A 22,654-nucleotide genomic window follows, 5' to 3' on the forward strand; every position below is an offset into this window, starting at 1 on the left:
TTAAAATCTGGAAGGTTAATTTAAAAACACCTTACGCATTTCGCTGTATTTATCGGCTTGTAATTTTACGTAATACAAACCTTTGTTAAATTTACTAAGCTCTAACGTTTTGGTAAACTGATCTTCGGTTTCGTAAAACTTTTCTTGTAAAACTACATTGCCTATTACGTTAATTACCTGCACTTGCACCGGCTTTTGTTTAAAACCTTGCAGCGATATAAATAATTTACCGGTAGTCGGGTTGGGGTACACTTTCACTTCCTGAGTCGGTTCCTGTACTTTGGCCACCGTTGCCACAGTCTGCTTGTGATTGGAGCTGCATAATCCGGAGGCGAAAACCGGAGCGGCTAAGTTCAGGCTGCAAAGGCTGATTACTAAAATTTGTAATGCTTTATTCATAAATTTTTTAAATGATTCTGGTCTCTGGGCATTATTGCCAATTGGGTTTAAAACTAAACTGCTTAATTTTAAGCTTTTAATGTTTAATTTATCTGTTAGATAACGTAAGGCATTAAAGGTTTAAAACGATGTAAATTTATTTATTACAGAATAGGCAAATTTAGTGCTGAACTTACATCGTAAGAAAAGAATATTTAGTAGGATGATAAATTTTTTGAAAAAACCGCACCAGTAAGCGTTTTGGTTTCCTATTTATAGATATTAAGATATGAATTTTTAAAGAAAAAATAATTATTTTCTAAAAATAAAATTGATGAGTATATTGTATTGGTAAACGCTAGCAGCAAAAATTAAGGCTGTTACAAAATCAGTTTCCATACTCGTAGTAGAATTATAGTGCCTTGAGAACAAGATCATTTCCTGACCCCCATTTACTAACCTCTTCGCCAGTTTACCGGCACTTAAAATCCGTTTTAACTTCCTGGAAAATTGCAGCAGTTGGTTTTTTAGTTTCTGCGGTAAATCCGTGCGCGGCCCAGTTTACCTTGGTACCCGCTCAGCAAACCGGCGTTTCTTTTGTAAATAAATTAATTGAATCCGAGTCGGCCAATGTGCTGGCTTATGAATATTTCTACAACGGGGGTGGGGTAGCCGTTGGCGATTTAAACAACGACGGTTTACCCGATTTGTATTTTACCGGTAACATGGTGCCGGACCGCTTGTATGTAAATCAGGGCAACTTGCAATTTAAGGATGCTACGCCAAAGTCCGGCTTAAACAATGCTAAAGGCTGGAAAACGGGAGTGTCGCTGGTAGATTTAAACCAGGATGGCTGGTTGGATATTTACGTGTGCTACTCCGGCAATGGCGAACCACGAAACCGACGCAATAAGCTTTACATTAACAATAAAAATTTAACTTTTACCGAAAAAGCTGCCGAATACGGTCTGGACTTACCCACCCACAGCACGCAGGCGGTATTTTTTGACTACGACAAAGACGGCGACCTCGACTGTTTTGTTTTAAACCACAACGTAAAAGATTTTAAACGTTTTGATGCGGCCGCCGTGAAAGCCATGCGGGATGAATTTGCCGGTGATCGCTTGCTCCGCAACGATAATGGTAAGTTTGTGGATGTTAGTGCTGCGGCCGGTATTAAAGGCAACCCCATTGGCTTTGGTTTGGGCATAGCCATTGCGGACATTAACCAGGACGGCTGGCCCGATATTTACGTTTCGAACGATTACATCGAACAGGATTACTTGTACCTGAATAACGGCAATGGCACCTTTACTGATAAATTAGAGCAAGCCGTTGGCCATTTAAGTTATTTTTCGATGGGTAACGAAGTGGTAGATATTAATAACGATGGCTTGCCTGATATTCTAACCTTGGATATGCTGCCCGCCGACAACTACCGGCAAAAATTGCTGTACGGTCCGGAAAATTACGAGACCTACCAAAACATGCTCCGTAACGGGTTTTACCACCAGCTCATGCGCAACATGCTGCAATTAAATAACGGCGATGGTACTTTTAGCGAAGTAGGGCAATTGGCGGGCATTTCTAACACCGATTGGAGCTGGGCACCTTTGGTAGCCGATTTCGATAACGATGGCTGGAAAGATTTATTTATCACCAACGGTTATCTGCGCGATTATACCAACATGGACTTTATGAAGTTCTACGCCGACCAGAAAATGAAAGAAGCCCAGGGCAGCCCCACCGCCCTTATGGACATCATGAAACAAATGCCCTCTACCGCTACCCAGAATTATATCTTCCGGAACAACGGCCGTTTGGGTTTCGAGAACAAAGTAAAAGACTGGGGCTTTGATCAAACATTTTTGTCGAACGGAGCTGTTTATGCCGATCTGGATAACGATGGAGATTTGGAAATTATCACCAACAACGTAAACCAGGAAGCCGCCATTTACCGCAACGAGGCCCATACCAGCGCCAGTAAGTATCTGCAAATCCAATTAGGTAAAAGTTACGCTGCCAAAGATTTAGGCGCTAAAGTGTGGGTTTATGCCCAAAACAATAAACAATACCAGGAATTTTATCCATCCCGAGGGTTTCAGTCGAGCATGTACCAGCCCTTGCACTTTGGTTTAGGAACTGCCTCCAAAGTGGATAGCTTACGCATTGTCTGGCTCGATGGCAAGCAACACGTGTTAACCCAGGTACCAGCTAACCAGAAAATTATCGTGGAGCACCCCAATGCCAGCTCTACCTGGAAGCCTATGGCCAAAGCAAAACCTTATTTCCTGCCCATGAGCCGCGTTACCTTGCCCTACGAGCACCAGGAAGACGAGTACAACGATTTTAAACGGCAACTGCTCATGCCCAATATGCTCTCGTACCAGGGACCCAAGTTGGCGCAAGCCGACGTCAATAAAGATGGCCTAATTGATATTTACGCCGCCGGGGCAAAAGGGCAAGCCGGTACTTTGTTGTTACAGCAAAAGAACGGAACCTGGAAAGCTACCAATCCACCAGCCTTTATGGCCGACTTTATGTTCGAAGATACGGATGCCGTTTTTTTTGATGCCGACCAGGATGGCGACCCGGATTTGTACGTGGTGAGCGGGGGCTTTGCTTACATGGAAAAAGACATGCTGCTGCAAGACCGGTTGTATTTAAACGATGGGGCCGGTAATTTTACGAGAGCGCACGGCAATATTCCTTACGAAAGCAGCAGCGATGCCTGCGTAACTACCCTGGATATTGACAAAGACGGGGATTTAGATCTTTTTGTAGGTGGGCGGGTTATTCCGGGTAAATACCCGGAACCAGCCAATAGTCGCCTTTTACTCAACGATGGCAAAGGTAAATTTACCGAAGCTACTGCCCAGCTCGCGCCTTTTTTAGAAAAATTTGGCTTGGTTACCGATGCGGTTACCCTGGATGTAAACAAAGATTCGTGGCCCGATTTAGTAGTAGTGGGCGAGTGGATGCCGATTACGGTTTTACTTAACCAGCAAGGTGTTTTAAAACCAGCCGAAAATGCCATCAAAGGAGCCAGCACCTTGGGCTGGTGGAGCCGTTTAGCTTTGGAAGATTTAGATAAAGACGGGGATTTAGATATAGTAGCCGGTAATTTTGGCCAAAATACGCAACTTAAGCCCAGCGAAAAAGAACCCGTAACCGTGGTGTACAGCGATTTCGACCAGAACGAAGCCATTGATCCGTTTGTGTGCTATTACATTCAAGGCAAATCGTACCCCTTAGTTACCCGCGATGAAGCTTTAAATCAAATTATTCCGCTGCGTAAAAAGTTTACATCGTACCGCTCTTACGCCAATGCTACTTTGCAGGAAATTTTTACGACGGAGCAGTTGCAGCAAGCCAAAACTTTAAAAGCCACTAATTTTAATTCCTTAATCCTGGAAAATAAAGGCGATGGTACTTTTGCCACCCACGAATTACCCCAGGAAGCGCAGTTTGCGCCCGTTTACGCCATTGCGCTGGTAGATGTAGATCATGATGGTCTAAAAGATATTATTCTGGGCGGTAATCAATCTTATACCCGTTTAAAAATCGGGAAAATGGATGCCAATTACGGTACCGTGCTGCGCAACAACGGGAATTTTAAATTTACTTACGTGCCCCAGTGGCAAAGCGGCCTGCAGGTAAAAGGCGACGTGCGTGATATTGCTGTTATTAAAAAAGGCAGCGCCACCTGGTTGTTATTTGGCCGCAATAATCAAGCTACACAAGGGTATTTATTAAACACCCCCGGTTTATGAAACAAGTAATACGATGGTTCCTGGTTCTGGCTTTAATTATTACCCAAGGGAACTACGCAAAAGCCCAAACTTACCCGGCAGATGCTAAAATCTACGTACAAACTTTAAAAAAGCTCACCGATGTAATGGTCCAGGATGTTACTGGTCCGTGTGCGGCTGCCCGGTATTATGCTTACGCCAACCTGGCTGCCTATGAAGTACAGAACCAACAAGCGCATCCCATCCATTACGCTTCTTTACGGGGTTTATTGCGGGATTATCCGGAATTTGCCCCGGCCGGTAAGGGCAAATTGGTAAACGCCAATTTTGCGAGCGTTTACACCCTGCTCCGTATGGGTGAAGAATTACTGCCTTCGGGTTATTTACTGGAAGAACCCCGTAAATTGTTAGTGGCCGAAGCACAAAAGAAGCATCGTTTAAGCAAGGAAGCTGTTGATGCTTCGGTGGCGTACAGCGACCAGGTAGTAAAACAAATAATGCAGTATGCCGCTAAAGATAATTATTTAAAAACTACGGGCTTATTGCGGTATACGCCCTTAAACACCGCGAGTAGCTGGCAACCCACCCCGCCAGGGTATATGGAAGCCTACGAACCCCATTGGGGCACTTTACGGCCTTTTATGCTGGATAGTGCCGCGCAATTTAAGCCTTTGCCCGCCGTACCTTACAGCGGACAAGCTGGCACGCCTTTCCATAAATTAGCCATGGAAGTGCATGATGTAGTTAAAAACATGAACCAGGAGCAACACAACATTGCCAACTTCTGGGATTGCAATCCGTTTTTTCTGGTGCAGCAAGGCCACGTAAGTTACGGTACTAAAAAAATATCACCCGGCGGCCATTGGGTTGGTATTACCGGAATAGCTTGTCTTAAAAAACAGCTTTCTTTAGCCGAAACTATTCGCTGGCACACCTTGGTCGGTATTACCATGGCCGATGCTTTTATTTCGTGCTGGAATGAGAAGTACCGGAGCAACCGCATCCGGCCCGAAACTTTTATTAACACCCACATCGACCGCAATTGGCGCTCTTTGTTGCAAACGCCCCCTTTTCCGGAATATACCAGTGGCCATAGCGTGGTATCGGCGGCCGTAGCTACCATTCTCACGGCTTTAGCCGGCGAGAATTTCGCGTATACCGACACCGTAGAGGTGGAATTTGGTTTACCGGCCCGCCATTTCAGCTCGTTCCGGCAAGCCGCTCACGAAGCCGCGGTTTCGCGTTTGTACGGGGGCATACATTACCGCGATGCCGTAGACAATGGCTTTATCCAGGGTCAGCAAATAGGGGAGTTTGTATTACAAAAACTAAAACTAGAGTAACAAATAGATTAGATAGCTATCAAATAGACTAAAAACGTTGCCCGGGGTGATGTTCTCAATAGCAATACCGGAGAGACACCTCCAAATAAGAACGTTACCTCTATTTTTAATAAAGCCTAAGCAGCTTCAAATTTAAATTTCCAAAATAGCTTCCCGGTTATTTTACTTACATCACACTGCAGAAATAAAATTTTAAAATCTACGTTTCTACCCGGCGTTGTGCCGCCGCTGTGTATCAGCAACGGCACAAATTAGGTAGATTATTTTGGATTATTTTAATTAATTAAACTTAACCAAAGCCTGTGTTCTAAGTTTAGATGTAATCCGGTTGCTAAAATTTAAAAATCGTATTTAATTAAGAATAACCAACATCTGTAGTAGAAACAACAAAAGACATTTTTCTTTAAAGTTAAACCGAACAAAACTTACCTGCTTTTTCTTTTCTTCTGTTACTCATGTAAGCTACCAACTAAGCATATACGGGTACTTTATAATCTTATAACTAGTCCGTAGTTGAAGGGGTAAATTTTAGGAATGCCTTTCACCCAGAAGTTATTACTCTAAAGCAGCCAAGCTTTCCTACAAATAAAAATATTTAAAAATTTTTTTACAATCGAGTATATAAACTATACGGGCTTTCTCTATTCAATCATAAAGCTATTACTATAATATAGCAGTTTATCTAACATGAGCGCAAAGATGCACCGATAGTTATTTTGAATTACAATTTAGCTTAATAGAGTAATCCTGATGCTAAAACTGTACTTTTCTGTAAAAATAAAATTTTAAAAAAGGGTTCTTTTGTCTTAAATAAATTAAAGAGTTGCTCTTACTTAATTAGTATTTATTTAATAGCTTAAATATTATTCAATAGAATGTTAAAATTTTACAATTAAAGTTCTTTATCTCGAATTTAATGCTATATTTATAACCATCTATTCTTTTCAAATGCTACTTTAATGACCTACTGCTGACCACCCGTATGGGATGGTAGAATGCTGCTGAACCGGTATGTACCGGAGCCTATTATTGAATTACATTTTACTTATCAAACACCAAACAATCAAAGAAATGAGAAAAAAATTACTTCTTATTTCCTTTATGTTGTGCTGGCTAACCATGCATGCCATGGCCCAGGTTACCATTAAAGGAAAAGTAGTTGCTGCCGGTAATGAGCCCTTACCGGGGGTAAGTATCCTGGTTCAGGGCACCACGCAAGGTACAACAACAGATGCTAACGGGGATTACTCCCTGCAGGCGCCAGCTACCGGTACCTTGGTATTTTCTTACATCGGGTATTTGTCTAAAACGGTGGCCATTAACAACCAAGCTACCATTAATGTAACTCTAGAGGCAGATACCAAACAATTAAACGAGGTGGTAGTAACGGCTTTGGGTATTCAGCGCGAGAAAAAAGCCTTGGGGTACTCGGTTACCGAAGTAGGTGGCGAAAATTTGACCCAAGCCCGGGAAAATAACCTGTCCAATGCTTTATCCGGTAGAGTAGCCGGGGTAAACGTAAGTGGGGTAGCATCCGGTCCAGCCGGTTCTTCGCGGGTAGTAATCCGGGGTAACAAGTCGCTGCAAGGTAATAACCAGCCATTGTATGTGGTAGATGGTATCCCGATGGACAACTCTAACTTTGGCCAGGCCGGGGTTTGGGGTGGCGTTGACCGCGGCGATGGCATGGCCAGCATTAACCCCGACGATATTGAATCTATTTCGGTGTTAAAAGGTGCGAGCGCCGCAGCGCTTTATGGTGCCCGGGCAGCTAACGGCGTTATTAACATCACTACTAAAAAAGGTACTAAAAGAAAAGGTATTGGGGTAGAGTATAACTCTAACTTTGTTATGGAAAGCATTAACAACCAAACCGACTTACAAAAAGAATACGGTAGTGGTAACTACGTGCGCTCTAACCCGAACGACCCAACCTCCGGGTTTGTAGCCTCCAAACCAACCAGTGCGCAACAAGCTTACAATTGGGGTGATGTTTCCTGGGGCCCGCGGTTTGATGGTAGCCCGGTAATTCAGTTTGATGGCGTAACCCGGCCATATTCCTACACCGGCGATAATTGGAAACGTTTTTACGAAACTGGTTCGGCCTGGACCAATACCCTTTCCTTAACGGGTGGTGGCGATAATCAAACATTCCGTTTTTCCGTATCGGATTTGCGGAGTAAATCTACTATGCCCAATTCTAGCTTCGACCGCTTAAACATGTCTTTAGCTACTGACGGTAGATTTGGTAAAAAATTAACTTTCAATGCCAAAGTGCTGTATTCCCACGAAGATGCCGACAACCGGCCGTGGTTATCAGATTCGCCGAACAACGCATTTCAGTCGATTTACCGGATGCCCGGTAACTACAATGTACTAGACTACAAAGGTGATCCAAATAAATTAGGCGCTATTCCAGCCAATACAGATCCTGCTTTGCTGAGCATTTGGGGTAAAGCTGTGGGCGAAGAATTTCAGCAATCTAATAACCCATGGGGCCAGAACCCTTACTGGGTTGCCTATCAAGTATCTGTAGATGATGTGCGCGACCGGATTATTCCTTCGGCGCAATTGCGGTATAATCTCACCGATTACTTATACATTTCCGGCCGGGCTGGTATGGACTGGTTTACCCGTCGCGACCAACAAATAGTGCCCCAAGGTACCGGCCACACACGTGGTGGTTCCATGAACGAAGGGGAAGACCGAGTGCGGGAAATAAACCTGGAATCTATCCTGGGCTTCGATAAAACCTTTGGTAAAATTGGGGTAAATGCTTTTGTAGGTGCTAATCGCATGCGTCGGAGCAGCGAGCGGTTAAATTTAAATGGTAATGGTTTTAACGTTCCTTTCGAACACTTTATTAATAATGCAGCAACCCGTACCTATGATTTCGGCTACTCCGAATCAGGTATTAACTCTATTTTTGCTTCAGCAGAAATTAGCTTTAATGAATATCTGTATTTAACAGGTACCATGCGGAAAGATTGGTTCTCAGTTTTAAATCCGAATATCAATGATATTACCTATCCTTCCATTGGTGCTAGTTTTGTATTTACCGATGCATTTTCTACAATGCCGGCATGGCTTAGCTTTGGTAAAATACGGGCCTCTTGGGCCCAAGTGGGTAACGTAACCGTAGGACCTTACCAAACAAATAACACCTATTCTTTATTGGGCGCAACCCATTTGGGTCGACCCATGGCTTCCTTTTCTACTGCTGGTGGCAACAATGGTTCTATTCCTAACCCCGACCTTTTACCATTAACTTCTACCGAAATTGAGGTAGGTACTGATTTGCGCTTTTTGCAAGACCGTTTAGGCGTTGAATTTACCTACTACCATCAAAAAACTACGAACGACATCCTGAACGCTACTATCTCCCGTGCATCTGGATTTGGATCTACGTTAGTGAACGTGGGTGAACTGGAAAATAAAGGGATTGAAGTATTACTAAACGCAACCCCGGTTAGAGGTGCTTTCACCTGGGATGCTTCCTTAAACTTTGCTCGTAACCGCAATAAGGTTATTAAATTAATTGAAGGTAATGATGAATTAATCGTGGAAGAGCCTCGCACCAGGACTGTGTTCGTTAAACACATCGTGGAACAACCTTTTGGTGAATTAACCGGTTGGGTACAAAAGAAATCTCCCGATGGGCAGTTAGTATTTGAAGCCAACGGTGCTCCGGTACAATCCGACAAAATGGAAATTATCGGTAATGGTTTAGCTGATTGGACGGGTGGTTTTAATAACTCCTTCTCCTTTAAAAACTTTAACCTGGGAGTGCTGGTGGATTTTAAATTGGGTGGCGATATTTACTCCGGTACGAACGTGCGCTTAACCCAGTGGGGCTTACATAAGCAAACTTTACAAGGCCGGGAAGGTCAACCTCCTTTAACCGTATCAGGTGTAACTCAAAATGGTACCGACGCGGCCGGCAATCCAATTTATGAGCAATTCTCTAAAACCTTAACGCCGCAAGAAGCGCAAAATTACTGGAACCAATTAGGCGAAAGAGCCCAGGACCGGTTCGTATACGATGCTTCTTTTGCGAAACTGCGCCAGTTAACTTTTGGCTACAACTTCCCACAGTCTATTTTAAAGAAAACGCCTTTCCAAAGCTTAAGCCTTTCTTTTGTAGGTCGTAACCTAGCCATTCTCTGGAAGAAAACCGACAACATTGATCCGGAATCCAGCTACTCCAGCGGTAATGGTCAAGGTTTGGATTACTTCGGTATGCCCCGTTCGCGGAGCTACGGTTTTAACTTGCGGGTAGGATTTTGATGAACTAAAAAGTAAAAACAAAAATGAAACACATACATAAAATTATTTTAGGCGCCATGGGGTTGGTAGTGCCCCTGGCTGGCTGCGATACCGATGAGTTGCATAATTTAAACGTGAACCCGCAAGCCGTAAACCAGATTGATTTAAATTACCTTTTTACGGCTTCGGAGTTGGGTATTGCTTCTAACGGTTCGGCTGGCGATAACCGGTTTATCGATTGGCGAACCAACATCGGGATGACCGCCTATGCCATACAGCATCTGGCAAATGCCGGTGGCGGTATTGCGCCCGGCGATAAGTACACCGATAACTTTGAAACGGCTTCGGCTCCTTTTGAATTTACCTACAACGACCAGTTAAAAAACATTGCTGAAATTTTAAAACAAACTGGTCCGGGTGGTTTTGCCGAAGGAAAGTATCAGAATTTACGGAATGCTTCCCGGATTTTACGCGCCTTTAGCTTTCATCGGTTAACCGACTTTTACGGCAACGTTCCTTACTTTGAAGCCAACCAAGGTATGGAAGGAATTTTCTTTCCTAAATACGATAAGCAATCGGCTATTTACGCCGATTTATTAAAAGAACTGGACGAAGCCGCCACTGCTTTAAATGCCTCTAACCCTGACGAAGGATTTTCGAAATCGGATTTTATTTACGAAGGCGATATTGCTAAATGGAAAAGATGGGGCTACTCACTGATGTTACGCTTAGCTATGCGCGTTTCTAACGTTAACCCCGATCTGGCAAAGCAATATGTTACCAAAGCGGTAGCGGGTGGCGTATTTACCAGCAACGCCGACAATGTGTGGGTAAAAATGGGCACCGGACCCAGCCAATGGATTAACCAAAACGGTATTTCGCGGGCCTTTTATCCGGGCGATGGCGGACAGCCTTCTTACTTAAGCAAAACTTTAGTTGATTTTCTGAAGGGTGCTAATCCAAACTCGGTAGCAGATGATGATCCGCGGTTAATGATTTTAAGTGGCGGTATTGCCGATTGGTCCGCTGCCGAGTGGAAACCCATTAACACCGACCCATTAGCCCAAAAAGGCATGCCCAACGGATTTGACCAGAGTGGCCTGGATGCTTTAGAAGGTAAACCCGTAGATCAGGCAAAAACCTATTCGCGAATTAACTTTTTAATGCTGCAACTGGATGACCCATATATGATTATGAACTACGGCGAAGTAGAATTGCTGTTGGCCGAAGCTTTGGAAAGAGGAATTGGTACCGGCATATCCGGCTCGGCCGCGGACCATTACAATGCCGGGGTAAAAGCTTCTATGCAAATGTATACTCCTTACGATGCTTCGCTTACAGTTTCGGATGCCGCCGTAGCCACCTACCTGAATGCGTACCCTTATGGAGTAACAAAAGGCAATTTACCAATGATTTACGAGCAGTTGTGGGTAAACAAATTCTTTAACTGGTGGGAAGCCTGGTCTGACTGGAGAAGAACCGAATATCCGCAGTTAACCCCGGTTAATTACCAGGGCAACGTAACCAACGGCACAATACCGGTGCGGTTAAAATACCCATCTACCGAAGCGGCTGGTAACCAAAATTACACCACTGGCGCTACTAAACCCGATACCTACACCACCAAAGTTTGGTGGGATGGCGGTACCGAATAGCTAATTTTTAAAAAATACGAAAGGCTCTGAAGTGATTCAGGGCCTTTTTTATTGGTAATAGTAATGCTAGAAAAATGTTGGAGTGATGATGTAACGATGGTGTAATGATATTGGAACAAGGCTGGCACGAGTGTGGATGCTCGCGATAAAACTAGATTGATGCTCCTGCAAGTAAATCTACTCCGGCTAAAAGCTGATATAGTTTCTCGCCCGAGAAAAATTTAATTATAATTACCAATCCCACTTATTTAGGACGCCCAAATTTTTAAAAGTTCTTCTTTTTAATTCCTTTTTATTCGCGCTGATTTCTTTAAAAATCAAGTATATTCACGATTCTTCAGGAGAAGCAATGCGGTGAACCAGGGCATTTATTCTTCTATTATTTCAAAGCTCATTTTTTAAAATTTTAAATTTTAGAAAGTTTTAGATAAGTAAAAAACGCTGTGCCGTTATTGCCATTACTTACTCTATTTTACTTTAATCACCTAAAACTATAGTTGCAGCTAAACCCAAAACTCTATTATTAACTTTATGAAAAAATTAGGTTACCTGTTATTTGTTTTTGCCTTTTCCGCGGCTTCGGCTCAAAATAGGGTTGCTACTAACGCGGCTAATTTACCCCAGCCGGTAAACTTTACTACGGAGCAGGACCACCAAAACATGATGCAGCAGTTGGGCATTAAAGCGCTGCGGCCCGGCCCCAGCGGCGACGAATCGGCGCCAAACCACGCCAACTACGACGAAGCTTTGGCAAACCCATACCCCAACTTACCGGAAGTTTTAACTTTAAAAAACGGTAAAAAAGTAACCACGCCCGAACAATGGTGGAAGCAACGCCGCCCGGAGATTATCGAAGATTTTGAAAAAGAGGTAGTGGGGAGAGTACCTAAAAAAGTACCTAAGGTAAACTGGAAAGTGCTGATTAACGAACGCGAAGTAGTAGGCTGGACGCCGGTAATAGCCAAGCAACTAGTAGGGCAGGTAGATAACAGCGAGTACCCCTTACTGGAAGTAAATATTGCCATGACGGTAGTGACCCCCGCCAATGCTAAAGGCCCGGTACCGGTATTAATGATGTTTAGCCGCAGCGCTTTGCCTGCGCCGGCGCAACCACCCAAAGAAAGTCTGGAGAAAATTAACAATGCTTTAAAAGACTTACTGGTTAAAAGCGATCCGTCGTTAAAGGCTATTTTCGAGCAATATCCGGCTTATACGCCCATTCCGGCGGCTGTTCCGTCGGGTTTCCCAATGGGGACGCCGGCCGGCGATCCGCCTACGCCTAACCAATTACTAGCGGCAGGTTGGGGCTATGTGTTGATTGAGCCCGGCAGCATTCAGGCTGATAACGGGGCGGGTTTAACCAAAGGCATTATTGGTTTAGTAAACAAAGGCCAACCACGTAAACCCGACGACTGGGGCGCTTTGCGGGCCTGGGCCTGGGGAGCTTCGCGCGGCTTAGATTACTTAGAAACTGATCCGGCCGTAGACGCAAAAAAAGTAGGCATCGAAGGCGTATCGCGGTACGGAAAAGCAGCTTTGGTAGCGCAAGCCTTTGACCAACGCTTTGCCTTGGGTTTAATTGGTTCGGCGGGAGAGGGCGGTACCAAGTTGCACCGCCGTAATTTTGGCGAAGCAGTGGAGAACCTAACTGCCAGCGGCGAATACCATTGGATGGCGGGAAATTTTTTAAAATACGGCGCGTCGCAGTCTAGCTTTGGCAGTAAAAATGCCAACGATATTCCCGTGGATGCCCACCAACTCATCGCTTTGTGTGCCCCGCGACCTACCTTTATCAGCTACGGCATTCCCGAAAAAGGCGATTCGAAGTGGCTCGATCAGCAAGGTAGTTTTATGGCCACGGTAGCCGCCGGACCCGTATTTCGCTTACTCGGCGCTCGCGATCTGGGCGTAACCGAAAGTTATAAAACGGCCAAAATGCCCAGCGTGAACATGGATATGCTGGATGGGGAATTAGCCTGGCGCCAACACGATGGCGGCCACACCGATGCACCCAACATCAAGTACTTTATTCCGTGGGCCAATAAAATGCTCTGTTATAAGTCTTTAACCGCTAACCGGTAAATTAAGAAAATTTAAAAAAAGGCGCTCCGGAACTTCCCGGTAGCGCCTTGTTTTAAATCAGATGGAGGTGGATGTTCTGCTTTTTTTAACTTAAATAATGTGCGTATGAAATTAGCATTTTTATACTCTAAGAATAAATAACAACAAGAAATATAAGCTTCTAATTATAAGATTTTTTGTAGCCATGAGTGGTGTCCTCACTACTCATTTTTTTCTAAATTACTCTTGATCTAAAGCCGTTGCTAGCACTTGTAAATTATAAATTTTAAAAATTAGAACAGTTCCGTTCAGTAGTGTAGTTGCTTGAGCGTGGAAGCTGCATTGATGATTTTATTTAAATAGAAGTACCTGCTGCGGGAACACGCCAAAATTAATGCATTCAAATTTCTGATATTGGTAGTAAGGATACTACTGATATTGGTTTTGTCAATATCACTCCGAATGCAAATCGGCCGCGTTTATCGTATACCTAACATCCGAATATAGAACATCGAATTTTCAGTCAAAAACTAATTTCCCGAAGAGACAAACTGTTTTACATGGCTGTTCCGATACAATTGTAATAAAACCAGAACCGTTAAAAAACCGAAACCTATCCAGGCACTCGCTATAATCTGTGGACTATCGGCTAAGTTTAATTCCTGGTGCTTCCGGATAATGCCGTAAAAAGCCCAAATAGTTACTAAACCAATAAACGGATTGCGCCGCTTTAAAACTAAAAATAAAGTTAAAAGCGTGGCTACTCCTAGCATAAGAATGGTCCAAAAACCGGCCGATAAACCAAATCCATTCCAACCAGATGCTGCCAGAACAGAACTCGCATTAGCCACTGTAGCAATGCAAATCCAGCCCAAATAAATGCTCAACGGGAATTGCGTAAACCACCGCGAAGCCACCGTACGGGCCGGATTATAAATTTGCAACCGGAGGTGCATGGCTATTAAAGTAATTAGCTGAAATACAATTAAAACGACTGATAAAGTTAGTTGTTCATAGACCCAGGCAAAAGTCCAGGCGCCGGTAGCCAGGTTGTTTAAAATAAACCAATAGCCCAACCGATTCACATCCTGATTGGCCTCGTGTCTAATATCCGCTCTAAAAGCTTTTACTAAGTGGTAAATACAAAATGCCGTTAAAGCCAAATAAATCACGCCCCAAATAGAAAAAGTAAGCCCCGCCGGCGTAAACAAGGCTGGATATTTATCCGACACATCGCCAATGGTTTGGTCGTTCAGCAACCGGAATTGCGTAAGTTGCGAGGGTATTAAGTGTACCAGAAAAAATATAAAATTGAGAACCGCTAACGTTTTAATTTTTTTCATAGTAGGTGGCTTTAATGCATTTTTAAAATTCTAAAATTTCAAATTTTTAAAAATTCCTACTATCGCGAGCGTCCTCGCTCGTGATGCTTATCGTCCAGCCTCTGGCTGGTAGGAACTTACTATAGTTGTAGTAAAAAAGATCTTCGGTTCGCCCGGCCAGAGGCCTACCAAATAGTAGCCACGAGCGAAGACGCTCGCGCCAGCATTGATTTTTTAATATTTAAATAATAGACCTAATACCAGTTTGACTATAGAGGGTCGTTTAAGCGTAATATACCGAAATATTTACTTTTGTAGGAACGTGCCGCAGCACGTTCCTATTCGCCCAAATGTTAACAAACGAGAACCGGCTCCAAGTAATAACCTTAGCATCCAGTCAACCACCCCTGCCCCTCCTAATCTTAGGAGGGGAGCTTTTTTTAAATTACCATTTACCAGTTTCCATTTACCAATTACAAATAATTCAAAACCTACTACATACTACATACTACATACTACCTGCTACCTAAACTAGAACTCAATAATAAACCCCAGAGTCGGTACCAGATTGCCGTCGTCGTTATTTAAGATTAAAGGAATAGCGTTGCTGCCGTCGTCGCTTAACAGGTTGCCGTCGGTGGTGGCGAAGCCGGTGTTGTCGGCGTTGCGTTGGAACGTATAGCGGTCGTAGCCCGGTGTTTTACTGCCCAAAACGTTGGCAATATCCAGAAACAGGTCGAAAGTGAATTTATTAAAATTCCACTTTTTATCTACCCGGATATCAAACTGACTGAATGGCCGCAACCGCTCGGAATTTAAACGGGAATAATCCAGGATGCCCACGCCCAAAGAACCGTAATTGCGTTTCGAGGCTTCTAAATCGAATGGCGTAGTGGGTGCGCCGCCGGCAAAACGGTATTTGGCGCCGAGCTCCCAATTACGGGGCAGCTTTTTACCCAATAATCCCGAAATTAAATGGCGGTAATCCCAGGAACTTGAAACGTATTTACCGTTGGTGCCAGCAAATTCGCTCACTACGTAGGTATACGAAAGCACCGAAAACACACTGCTGGTCAGCTTCTTTTGCAGGTAAAATTCCAACCCATAAGCCCGGCCTTTGCCGTTGGTAACTACAGGCTCGTTGCCAATAGAGCCAAAATCACCGCCCTGGTTGGCCAGCGAAATGCCGTCGCGGATGGATACCGGGTAGTTGTTGTATCTCTTGTAAAAACCTTCTAAAGTAAACCGCAGATCCAGGCGGGGCAAAAATTCGGTTCCTAAAACGTAGTGCGTAGATTTAATGTAATCGGCTGTTTTGTTCAGGTATTGGCCGTCTTGCTGGTAACCCAAAACCGTGTAGGTGGGCAGCTTGTAGTAAATGCCGGAAGAAGCATTAATCGTCCATTTATGCGAAACCACATACGAAATAGCGCCCCGCGGCGACAAAGTTTTTAAAGGCTTATTGCCGTTTTGGGTAAACGAATTTAAATCTGTGCGAAGACCAAATGACAAGCCCAGTTTATTATTGAAAATTGATTTTGAAACTTGGGCAAAAGCGCCATAGCGGAAAAAATCGAGATTGGTGTTGTAATTTACAGTTAAGCCGGGTTGCACCACGGCGCCTTCTTCGTTTATTAATTCCGGCCGGATAACGTTAAAAACATCGTTGGTGAACTGCACGTATTGCCCCGACACACCATAGGCGTATTTAAACCCGTTGCGGAATTTGTTTACGTCCAGCCGCAGTTTGTTTTCGGTTTCGCGGGAGTTGGATTTTAAAGTACGTAGCGCCGGATTGTTGTTTTGGGCATCGGTAAATTTTTCCAGGTCGATGTTAAAGGCATTACGGCTGAGTGCCAGGTTGATGTACCCGTCGTTTACTAATCTTTTTACCGCTACCCCCGTGGTGTAATTCCATTGATTGTTCAAGGGAATAGACCGCAGAATGTATTCGTTTTCGGGGGTACTGTTGCGGGGTATGCCAAACGAAAATTCATCGATAGCGCCTACGCCGATAAAGGAAAGCGAAGTTTTAGCGTCTATTTTATGGTCTACTTTGTACTGAAAATCCCAGTAATTGGGCCGGATAGGTAAATCCAGGAGCTTAAACAAAAACTGCAAATACGAGCGCCGCGCCGAAACTAAATAAGTAGTGCGTGACGAGATAGGGCCTTCGAAAGTAGTCGAAAATTCCGAACCGCTTAACCGGATATTACCCGAAAAACGATCGGGGTTGCCGTAGCGTTGCCGGAACTGAAACACCGACGATAGGGCATTGTCGTAACGAGCATCAAAAGCCGAGGAGCTAACTTTTAAGTCTTCAATAAACGATACGTTCAAAATCCCGGTCGCCCCGCCCGCGCTGCCTTGCGTGGTAAAATGGTTGATCAACGGAATCTCGATGCCATCGAGGTAATACACGTTTTCGCTGGGTGCGCCTCCCCGGATAATAATGTCGTTGCGGCTACCGCCACCCGCGCCATTGCTGGCCACCCCCTGTAAAACCTGCACCACTTTCGAAATATCAAAATTGCCACCGGGGTTACTTCTAATTTCTTCCAGGCTTAAACTTTGCACCGAAAGTGGCGTGATTAAATCGGCCACCGCGGCGCTTTGCCGGCGATTGGTGGTAATTTCCACTTCCTGCAAGGTGTTAGCAGTGGGCGCCAGTTCAAAATTTAAAATCTGGATATTGCCCGAGGTAACGTTGATGTTAAACTTGCTCTGGGCTTGATAACCAATATACGAACTTTGCACGGTATAGCTGCCCAGCGGAATGTTTTCGAGGCGGTACGTGCCGTTTTCGTTGGTAACCGTGCCCAATTGGGTATTGGCTAATTGTACCGTAACCCCAATTAAGGCTTCCTGGGTATTTACATCGCGTACGGTACCCGTAATAACGCCGGTTTGCGCATAACTAAATACCGGTAACAACCAAGCTAGTAAAAGTAAATAACGCATGTGTTATGTTTTAATAATAAATTTTTATGATAACATAATACTCCATAATTTGTTTTTAAGCTGAAGACTTAAGCAAAAAATTTAAATTAAGTTTAGGTGCAGGAGCTGTTTTGTTACTGGTCATTCCATTTACTAATAAGAATCGTTTTGGATTGAAATATTAGAAAAATCATTACCAACGGAGCTTACTTAAAAGTAGTCAGGGAAGACACTGTCCACGGCTGCTGCCATGGGTTATATCGGAATAGCCAAATTTAGAGACCTGCTGCCGTTAGTTGTGGCGTGATGCCGTAGGTTGTGTCATCACAGCCTTCCTTTTGCATAAGTCTTAGTGAAACTACTTCATTAACATTAATTTTAAAATTTTACCAAGCCTATCTATATGTCGGCTACCAAATACCAATTACTGCAGGAGCTTTTGCCTTACCTGGACCGCTACGAGCAGGAGCAGGGCCCGGCGGCAGTAAACTTACCGGATTTTCAGAAATGGCTGGGCGAGCGGTTGCTGCAGGAAAAAGAAACCATGCCCGCCAGTACCCCGGCCGAAGCACTGGACGGAGAGATTGCCCGTTATTTAACGTTACTTAACCGCTACGCCAAGTTTTACATTAAAAAAGCCCTGCACCACACCGAGTTTGTTTCGCTGGATGATTTTGGCTACCTGATGCACTTACTCGATGGCGGCCCCACAACCAAATCTACCCTGATTCAAAAAAACATTCAGGATATTCCGTCGGGCACCGAAATTATTAAACGCCTGATCCGGCAAGGCTGGGTAAACGAAGCCCGCGACGAAACCGATAAGCGAAAAGTGTATTTAACCATTAACGACCGCGGAAAAGCGGCTTTGTTTGCTTCGCTGGGCCAACTCCGCAAAGTTTCCCGCATTGTGAGCGGCAACCTGGACCTACTCGAAAAACAGCAATTGCTTCGGATTTTAAAAAAACTCGAAAACTTTCATCAGCATCAGTTTGTCCCAAATAAAGATAAATCCATAGATGAGTTTTTATAATGGTAGTGTATTAAAATAAATGGCGATAAATTAGTCTAACCCGTTTTTTTACTAAGCCAATAAATTTTTTTAGCCGAATAGAGGCGCAGGTAACGGAACTAAAATGGTCGGGGTGCAGGAGGATGGTTATTATGAATTCGATAGAAGCGCTAACCAGAAAAAAACATACCTGCCCTGTATCAGCAAAAAATAAAACTGCCGAGTTTCCCGCCTAATTCTTCCATTATAACAGCATTAAAGAAGAGGAGCTTACTGTTTATGGGTGTTTTTCTTCTCTCGAACGCATGTTCTGTTATTAAATCCGGTTATTAAATTTATTTAGTTGAGTGTAAGGTTATAACTAAAATTTCCGAACTATTTATAAAGGTGCCCGTTTGCGTATAGCAGAAATCAAATTAAATAAGCTATGTTTCATCACGTAAAAGACTTACAATTTAATGCCCGTGTATCTAAGCCAGATCCTCGGTTTGCAACATTATTATTGGAACAATTTGGCGGCGAAAACGGTGAACTGGCGGCAGCCATGCAATATTTTACCCAAGCTTTTGCAGCTAAAATGCCTTATCCGGATAAGTATGATATGCTGATGGATATTGCCACAGAAGAATTTAGCCATTTGGAAATTGTAGGGGCAACTATCCAGATGCTACTTAAAGGCGTAAACGGCGAGTTAAAAGATGCTGCCGATCAATCTGAAATTATGGAAGTGATGAACGGGAAAGCGGCCAAAGAAAATATTATTCACCAGGCTTTGACTAACCCGCAATTTGGCACCCTTAGTGCCGGCGGACCCCGCCTTACCAACAGCCAGGGCATTCCATGGTGCGCTTCCTATATTCATTCTAACGGCGACTTAACCGTAGATTTGCGCTCCAATATTGCTTCCGAATCCAGGGCCAAGCTGGTGTACGAGTATTTAATGCAATTTACCGATGACCCTTACGTAAAAGAAACCCTCTCTTTTTTAATGACCCGGGAAGTAGCCCATTTTGAAATGTTTCAGGCGGCTTTAGAAACTATTAAACCAAACTACCCGCCCGGAGTATTACAAGCCGACCCGCGTTTTACCAACCAGTACTTTAACTTGTCGCAAGGCGAAAGTGCCCGTGGCCCCTGGAATGAAGGCGAAATGCCCAAAACCGGTAAATCCTGGGATTATATAGCCGACCCGCTGGCGCACGTGAAAGAAACTACGGGATTGCAGAATCGGGAGAAAGGCATTGAAAAGGAAATGAAGTTAACTGAAAAACTAAACAAAGAGTTAAGTAAAACCAAAAGTGCCGAAATTACCAGTGCCGAACCAAAAGGGGTAGCGCAATGGAGCAATTACGACGGAGAAGATTCTAAATAACGTTCCGGGTTATTTTAACCTACTTAGTTGGATAAAATAAACCCTTAAATTTAAAGTTATCTTTTATTACTAAGCTAATGCAGAAGCTTGTTAGGTTTAACCTGGCAAGCTTTTATTTTTTAATTATTTAGCGGAAAGCTTACTTTTAACTACCGCACCATAGTGTGCTTCCAATTAAGCCTTGGTTACTTTTTATTATTAGAAAGCTTGGTTAATTGTTGTAAATCTGTTAAGTCCTGGCTTCTTGCTGATGATTCTTTATTGGTAATCATATCTTGTAATCCAATAAAGCTTATTTCCAGGTCTTCAAGTTTAATAGTTTGCTTATTTGGGTAAGCTTCGGTAAAAGAAACACCATCAATTGAATTTAAAATATCAATCCGTAAAGGTAGGTAACCAATCTGGCTCACATAACCTTTTTTCAGGAAATCAGCCTGACTTAAACCTAATGAACCTACGCCAAAAGCTTGCAGTACATTTACCATTCTATCCGAAATGTTAATCCAGATATCCAGGTCGCCGGTGTGCCTTAGCCGCCTACTATCAAATATTCTACTTTATATTGATTTAAGAGCGAGATAAAATCCCGGAAGTCTGGTAATAACTCTATGTTTTAAGAGGCCTTTAACTTTCTGGTAAGTATTATTGATTTATCTAAGCGTTGACCCGGCTTTACCGATTGACTTACAGTAACGTTACGGCCCGTAAACGTTCTGCTATCGGGCGCGATAACCAATAGTTAAAATCTTCATCTTCCGGAATTTCTTTCATCGGTCTCGAAGTAACCACCAATTGTATTTCCCGCATGTAAGTTGCTATTTTAAGGTAAAAAATAAATATACGAATAATCAGGCAATAAGGGCAGATTGTATTTGATTCAGTATTTACAACGGCCAGCAAATTTTTTCAATAAAATTAAGGTTCGCGTTTTTATCATAAACAACTTTGGCCAGCACTATTTTACCAAGTGGTTCCTCCTTTTCCTTTTAGCAACACACCTACACCAGGAATAAGAATGTAAACACACCCAAAACGTTAGTTTTTATTAGGTTAATACTCCGAAAAAATAATTTTTTTAAAATAGGTATAGCTATATGGTTAGTTTAAAGATGTAGAAATAGCTATGACTTTTAAATTGACCCGTAAAATTTTTAAGCACAATATACAAAGTAAAGAGACACAAGTATCTAGATATTAGATGTTAGACTTTGCGTAGGTAAATAACTAAAATTCAATTACTTGTTACATTAAAATCGAAACCAAGTATTGTAAAATTAATTTTGTCCAGGTACTTATCTATTCGTAAACCCCCGATTTGCAAACAAGTTACAGGGTTTTGCATACAGCCAGCTTTACCGGCTTAGTTAATTTTGAATTGTAAAATTAAACACTATGGAAATGCAAAAAATAAAATTAGGAAATCAGGGTTTATCGGTTCCGGTTATTGGTTTAGGGTGTATGGGTATGACCGGCTTTGAAGAAGCTAACACGTATGGCGAAGCAGATGAGCAGGAAGCCATGGCTACCATTCACCGATCATTGGAATTAGGCGGCAACTTTCTGGACACCGCCGACCTATATGGGCCCTTAAAAAACGAGCGGCTTATTGCCAAAGCCATTAAAGGCAACCGGGACAAATACATTATTGCTACCAAATTTGGTTGGGAAATAGATGATAACGATAAAATAACCTGGGCTATTAACGGTAAAAAAGAATATGTAAAAAAAGCTTTGGAGCGTTCTCTCAAAAACCTCAACACCGATTATATTGACTTATATTACATGCACCGTCTGGATAAATCCACGCCTATCGAGGAAACGGTTCAAGCCATGAGCGATTTGGTAAAAGAAGGTAAAGTAGGGTATATCGGCTTATCAGAGGTATCTTCCGAAACCGTGAAAAGAGCCCATGCCGTTCACCCGGTTACGGCAGTGCAAAGCGAATATTCCTTGTTTGAGCGCACCGTGGAAGAACGCGGCGTTTTGCAAACCCTTCAGGACTTGGGAATAGGCTTTGTTGCTTACTCACCCCTAGGTCGCGGGTTTTTATCGGGGCAAATCCGGAGCATCAATGATTTACCGGAAAACGATTTTCGCCGGTCAATTCCCCGTTTTCAGGAAGAGCACTTTTATAAAAACCTGGAGTTGGTTAAAGCAATCGAGACTATGGCCGCAGAAAAAAATGTTACTTCCTCGCAGTTGGCCTTGGCTTGGGTCATAAGCAAAGGCATTGTTCCTATTCCGGGCACCAAACGCCGGAAATATGTAGAAGAAAACATAGCGGCTACCACTATCCAACTTACCGAATCTGACTTATCTAAATTAGAAAGTATTGTGCCGCTAGGTACTGATACCGGTAAACCCTACGATGAATTCAGCATGGGGCTGATTGATTAATTTTTTAAAACGGCTGCATTTATTAATGCAGCCGTTTACATTTCTTATTAACTCATGTTACACAAAGTAATAAGTCTAAAGGATTGTAGATTACACGGAGGTAAATACTGTCAATCTGGTTAAAGCTTAAATGATTTTTTTTAGTAGCATCCGTTG

Annotated in this window: 13 protein-coding genes; 8 read left to right on the forward strand and 5 right to left on the reverse strand. The window is 43.2% G+C overall.

From position 1 onward, the window contains the following. Positions 1 to 15: 15 nt before the first annotated feature. Positions 16 to 399 carry a T9SS type A sorting domain-containing protein gene (locus tag HUW51_RS19300; protein ID WP_185271265.1) on the reverse strand — a complete coding sequence of 128 codons (384 nt, stop codon included), beginning with the start codon at positions 397 to 399 and terminating at the stop codon, positions 16 to 18. Between the two features lie 401 nt (positions 400 to 800). Here HUW51_RS19300 and HUW51_RS19305 point away from each other — a divergent pair, with 401 nt between their 5' ends. The 5 genes from HUW51_RS19305 (at position 801) to HUW51_RS19325 (ending at position 13,476) form a co-directional block, all read left to right on the forward strand. Next, entirely contained in the window at positions 801 to 4,151 is a 3,351-nt protein-coding gene (locus tag HUW51_RS19305; protein ID WP_228466748.1) for a VCBS repeat-containing protein, read from the forward strand. Then, positions 4,148 to 5,473, forward strand: a complete 1,326-nt coding sequence (locus HUW51_RS19310; protein ID WP_228466750.1) for a vanadium-dependent haloperoxidase — start codon at positions 4,148 to 4,150, stop codon at positions 5,471 to 5,473. The genes HUW51_RS19305 and HUW51_RS19310 overlap by 4 nt, the downstream gene beginning before the upstream one ends. A gap of 1,071 nt (positions 5,474 to 6,544) precedes the next feature. Then, positions 6,545 to 9,760, forward strand: coding sequence for a SusC/RagA family TonB-linked outer membrane protein (locus HUW51_RS19315; protein WP_185271266.1), 3,216 nt, complete (start codon positions 6,545 to 6,547; stop codon positions 9,758 to 9,760). 23 nt (positions 9,761 to 9,783) lie between these two features. After that, positions 9,784 to 11,394, forward strand: a complete 1,611-nt coding sequence (locus HUW51_RS19320; protein ID WP_185271267.1) for a SusD/RagB family nutrient-binding outer membrane lipoprotein — start codon at positions 9,784 to 9,786, stop codon at positions 11,392 to 11,394. Positions 11,395 to 11,925: 531 nt separating this feature from the next. Continuing rightward, entirely contained in the window at positions 11,926 to 13,476 is a 1,551-nt protein-coding gene (locus HUW51_RS19325; protein WP_185271268.1) for a glucuronyl esterase domain-containing protein, read from the forward strand. Between the two features lie 509 nt (positions 13,477 to 13,985). Here the strand turns inward: HUW51_RS19325 and HUW51_RS19330 are convergent. Together HUW51_RS19330 and HUW51_RS19335 are read right to left on the reverse strand one after the other, a co-directional pair. Then, entirely contained in the window at positions 13,986 to 14,798 is an 813-nt protein-coding gene (locus HUW51_RS19330) for a hypothetical protein (protein ID WP_185271269.1), read from the reverse strand. 510 nt (positions 14,799 to 15,308) lie between these two features. Further along, positions 15,309 to 17,738 carry a TonB-dependent receptor gene (locus HUW51_RS19335; RefSeq protein WP_185271270.1) on the reverse strand — a complete coding sequence of 810 codons (2,430 nt, stop codon included), beginning with the start codon at positions 17,736 to 17,738 and terminating at the stop codon, positions 15,309 to 15,311. Between the two features lie 382 nt (positions 17,739 to 18,120). Here HUW51_RS19335 and HUW51_RS19340 point away from each other — a divergent pair, with 382 nt between their 5' ends. Both HUW51_RS19340 and HUW51_RS19345 read left to right on the forward strand, forming a co-directional pair. Further along, a complete protein-coding gene (locus HUW51_RS19340; protein ID WP_185271271.1) occupies positions 18,121 to 18,750 on the forward strand; it encodes a MarR family winged helix-turn-helix transcriptional regulator in 630 nt (209 codons plus the stop codon). Positions 18,751 to 19,156: 406 nt separating this feature from the next. Further along, complete coding sequence (locus HUW51_RS19345; protein WP_185271272.1) at positions 19,157 to 20,101, forward strand: manganese catalase family protein; 945 nt, start codon at positions 19,157 to 19,159, stop codon at positions 20,099 to 20,101. A 185-nt stretch (positions 20,102 to 20,286) separates the two neighbouring features. On the opposite strand, the gene HUW51_RS19350 is transcribed toward HUW51_RS19345, so the two are convergent. Then, a complete protein-coding gene (locus HUW51_RS19350) occupies positions 20,287 to 20,586 on the reverse strand; it encodes a hypothetical protein (RefSeq protein ID WP_228466752.1) in 300 nt (99 codons plus the stop codon). A gap of 199 nt (positions 20,587 to 20,785) precedes the next feature. Beyond that, positions 20,786 to 20,908 (reverse strand): hypothetical protein, encoded by a 123-nt coding sequence (locus HUW51_RS24795; protein WP_262891294.1) that lies wholly within the window; start codon positions 20,906 to 20,908, stop codon positions 20,786 to 20,788. Between the two features lie 591 nt (positions 20,909 to 21,499). Between HUW51_RS24795 and HUW51_RS19355 the strand changes: the two genes are divergently transcribed. Continuing rightward, complete coding sequence (locus HUW51_RS19355) at positions 21,500 to 22,498, forward strand: aldo/keto reductase (protein ID WP_228467055.1); 999 nt, start codon at positions 21,500 to 21,502, stop codon at positions 22,496 to 22,498. Positions 22,499 to 22,654: the final 156 nt, after the last annotated feature.

The organism is Adhaeribacter swui (assembly GCF_014217805.1).
In the GTDB taxonomy this organism is placed as follows: domain Bacteria; phylum Bacteroidota; class Bacteroidia; order Cytophagales; family Hymenobacteraceae; genus Adhaeribacter; species Adhaeribacter swui.